5 protein-coding genes are annotated in these 3,657 nt (G+C 41.9%); 1 reads left to right on the forward strand and 4 read right to left on the reverse strand.

Going from position 1 to position 3,657, the window contains the following annotated elements:
- Positions 1-179: 179 nt before the first annotated feature.
- On the reverse strand, positions 180-497 hold the full coding sequence (locus ACSHX2_RS15140; RefSeq protein ID WP_435693797.1) for a hypothetical protein: 318 nt from the start codon (positions 495-497) through the stop codon (positions 180-182).
- 113 nt (positions 498-610) lie between these two features.
- Here ACSHX2_RS15140 and ACSHX2_RS15145 point away from each other — a divergent pair, with 113 nt between their 5' ends.
- On the forward strand, positions 611-763 hold the full coding sequence (locus ACSHX2_RS15145; RefSeq protein ID WP_435693798.1) for a hypothetical protein: 153 nt from the start codon (positions 611-613) through the stop codon (positions 761-763).
- 275 nt (positions 764-1,038) lie between these two features.
- Here ACSHX2_RS15145 and ACSHX2_RS15150 read toward each other — a convergent pair whose 3' ends face one another.
- The 3 genes from ACSHX2_RS15150 to ACSHX2_RS15160 form a co-directional block, all read right to left on the reverse strand.
- Positions 1,039-1,488 carry a hypothetical protein gene (locus ACSHX2_RS15150; RefSeq protein WP_435693799.1) on the reverse strand — a complete coding sequence of 150 codons (450 nt, stop codon included), beginning with the start codon at positions 1,486-1,488 and terminating at the stop codon, positions 1,039-1,041.
- 599 nt (positions 1,489-2,087) lie between these two features.
- The gene (locus ACSHX2_RS15155) at positions 2,088-2,489 is read right to left on the reverse strand and encodes a hypothetical protein (protein ID WP_435693800.1); all 402 of its coding nucleotides are present in this window, start codon (positions 2,487-2,489) and stop codon (positions 2,088-2,090) included.
- 138 nt (positions 2,490-2,627) lie between these two features.
- Positions 2,628-2,930, reverse strand: a complete 303-nt coding sequence (locus ACSHX2_RS15160) for a hypothetical protein (RefSeq protein ID WP_435693801.1) — start codon at positions 2,928-2,930, stop codon at positions 2,628-2,630.
- Positions 2,931-3,657 lie beyond the last annotated feature (727 nt).

Consider the following 3,657-nt stretch of genomic DNA (forward strand, 5'->3'; position numbering starts at 1 on the left):
CTGAGATCGAAGCCGAACAAGCTGAGGAGTGCGTAAGTGGGAAATGTTCAAATTTAGCAGAACGTAAAGCACACCAACCGAAGACTCGACCAGAAAGCTTTGTTTGTGAGTTTAGAGTTTGAGAGTAGTGAAGATTTTGAAAAGCGTAAACGCGGTCTGAGGTTGGGTGCAGCGTCTTGTTAGGCAAGTTGATTTAGAGGAGTTTTAGGTTCAAGTCTAAGGTAAATCATGTGTTTGAGATTATCCAGAGAGTCAGGAAATGGTTTAATTCTGATATCTTCATCAATATCCCAAGGAGATGGGAAATCCGCAATAATCTCGGTTCCTGCTATTTGAGCGAGTTCAAGGTCGTCTTTAGTAGCTGTATTGTCATAAATACATCGCCAAAATATTGTAGTCTCGGATACCTCAATAGATGCAGATCTAAGTGTTGGGGTAACATTACCGAGCAATGATCTCATAGCTGACATTTGAATTTTGGTATCAATGGAGAGCATGTCTATTTAGCCTAACGTAAAGCACACCAATCACCGAACTCTCAGCGCGCTTTGGTTTTGGGTTAATGTTTGAATTTTGAAAATGGTTCGCGTCTCGGCGGTGAGGGGATTGGGTGCAGCGTCTTGTTCTACCAAATGATTTCTGGGTTTTGATAGATCGTGTGGATGGAGGATTTCTGTTTCAGCGTGCTGGAGAGAAACCTAACAAGATCGAACTCAGAAAGCAACATGCTGAGCCTGATTCTGAAAAATCATCGCTCATTTAGAAAGCAATGTGCTGAGACGAACTTAGGGAAATCTGAGCATTCAGAAAACGTGTGTCCGCAATTCGCGAATGTAGAAAAAAGATCTTAGTAACAGAAAATGAGTGATTTAGCCTAAAAGTAAAAATTTAGTAGAACGTAAAGCACACCAACCGAGTACTCGGCCAGAAAGCTTTGGATTAAGATTTAAGGTTTGAATGTAGTGAAAGGAGAGTCGCGCTCAACCGCGGTACGAGGTTGGGTGCAGCGTCTTGTTAGTCAAGGCGATCCTCTTGGGATTACCTGGTGATTTTGATTGGATATGTACCAAGTGTAGGTGTGCTTAATGTAGCCTCGGTAACTGACATGTTATTTAGATTGATAATGATGAATATCGACTCATTTGAGTTTTGCGCTTCGACAGTGATGCCGAATAGTTCTCGAGAGGGAACAGCTATAAAACTATAATCATAAGTTAGTTTTTTCTGTTTGTTTGAGGCGCTAGAAAAAAGGTCTGAAGCTGTATCAATAAAGAGTGGCTTTAGTGAAGCTGGAAGGGTTAGTGAACGATCCGCTATAGATAGTTTAGCGCTGCTAAAATCAAATGAAGCTGGTTGGTACTTATCAGGTAAACCAGTGATCACTCCATTTTCGTCAATCGTAAGGGCTGAACTGGGAATAGGAGTACTTGCGTAACTGCTCATCACACCGAGAAGTATGATAGTGATGTGAACTAGTAGTAGTTTCATTTAGACTAACGTAAAGCACACCAATCACCGAACTCTCAGCGCGCTTTGGTTTTGGGTTAATGTTTGAATTGTGAAATTGGTTCGCGTCTCGGCGGTGAGGGGATTGGGTGCAGCGTCTTGTTCTGCAAGTCGATTTAGAGAAGGAACAGGATGAATATGAGTGAAACTGCCGTGTTGAAAAGCAGAGAATAGAGAGTGGAGGTAATGGTTTCGGAGAATAGAGCACACAAGCTGAGGGAATCTGGAATGTGAAGGATCGAAACTGAAACCGCTAATTACTCTGAATGGAAAAGCCAAAGTGGATCTTCGGAAAATGTCAGGACTGAATAATCTAGCGTGAACCAACTTCCTTTAGAAACCGGATATTAGCTAACTGGCGTGCTTGAGTGTCCAAATGGAGATTTCATCCGCGGAGATCGAAGTCGAACAAGCTGAGGAGTACGTAAGTGGGAAATGTTCAAATTTAGCAGAACGTAAAGCACACCAACCGAGTACTCGACCAGAAAGCTTTAGATTAAGATTTAAGGTTTGGATGTAGTGAAAGGTGAGTCGCGCTCAACCGCGGTACGAGGTTGGGTGCAGCGTCTTGTTCTGCAAGGCTATTTTGAGATGACTGTAGTGGTGAACTGACCTAAGATGAGTACTATTCGATTTGTGGCTTTATGGATCTTGAGTATCGATGCTTTATCTAACTTCCCGTTAATTGAGATGCCTTCAGCGACGAGCCAAGCTGAGCCTTCGAGCTTAATAAATTCACCTTCATCTAAGACTCTAGTAGCGCCATATGACGAGGTAGATAAATCAGCAAGCATCATGTTCTTTCGGTCGTCTGCAATGTCAGAACTACTTTTAATTAATTTGTCAGCAGCTTTAAGATTATTAGCTTCTAAGAGATCATTTAATTTTTGGAATTCAGCATACGTAGGTTGAGTGTATGCATATTCTTTTGCTGATACTCCAAAAGCTGAGAGTAATGTGAAAGTTAGTAGTAGGGTTTTCATGATTTAGCAGAACGTAAAGCACACCAACCGAGTACTCGGCCAGAAAGCTTTGGATTAAGATTTAAGTTTGAATGTATTGAAAGGTGAGTCGCGCTCAACCGCGGTACGAGGTTGGGTGCAGCGTCTTGTTCTGTAGAGCTAGTTTTGAGGGCGTAGAGGTTCACCTACACCTTCTGCATAGACAACGTAATTATGTAACCCTTCGCCTGCAATTATTGCGTAATCTGGAAGGAAATCACTAAAAATGGATTGGAGGTCTGGGGTACCCCAAGACGTATCGTCAAATATTATTGGAAATTCAGAATGAGGGTTTGGTGAATGAATATAAACAGCATCACACCCTGCATCATCCTTTGCTATAGAGATAAAAAGCTGATGAGCTAGGGTCAACTTCTCGAGCTTCTGAGCATAACGCCTAAATAGAGTAGCGTGAGATTTCATTGTGCTTAATCGTGCCACATCGCTACACCCTCCTACCCCAAGCCAATCTAAATGGTCATGATCGTAATAACACTCGGAAGAGTTGGTTAAGTGTATCGGGTCAAGCTCTGCAGCTCTCTGAATATTGTGCAACCTTCGCTTCAGTCCGCGAATCTTAGGGTAACGACAATTCTTGTGTCGGGGCTTTAAGTTTAGGTTAGGTGTTATCATTTTTGACAGAACGTAAAGCACACCAACCGAGTACTCGGCCAGAAAGCTTTGGATTTAGATTTAAGAGTGAATGTAGTGAAAGGTGAGTCGCGCTCAACCGCGGTACGAGGTTGGGTGCAGCGTCTTGTTCTGCAAGCTGATTTAGAGGAGTTGGAGCTTGGAGTGTGAGTGAAAGTTCGAGTAATCAAACTATAAAAATGAAGGTATAATTCTGAGAACAGCGAAGGACAAATGGCAAAGATCTATGAAACTGAAATCAGTAGAGATGACCAACTGGAATAATCGAGGGAGATCTATAAAATATGATGATTCCAAAGTTGTGAAAATGGGTTATCTGCTAATCTAGAAGGATATTCACTGAATAAAAATGTACAACGAATGATTAGAGAAGAATGAACGATGACTTCTATGCTGCGATCAGAATTGTTATTTGGATGAGACAATGAATCGAGAAGAAACGACTAATTTAGCAGAACGTAAAGCACACCAATCACTGAACTCTCAGCGCGCTTTGTTT

Source organism: Rubritalea sp., from assembly GCF_051252225.1.
GTDB lineage: Bacteria > Verrucomicrobiota > Verrucomicrobiia > Verrucomicrobiales > Akkermansiaceae > Rubritalea.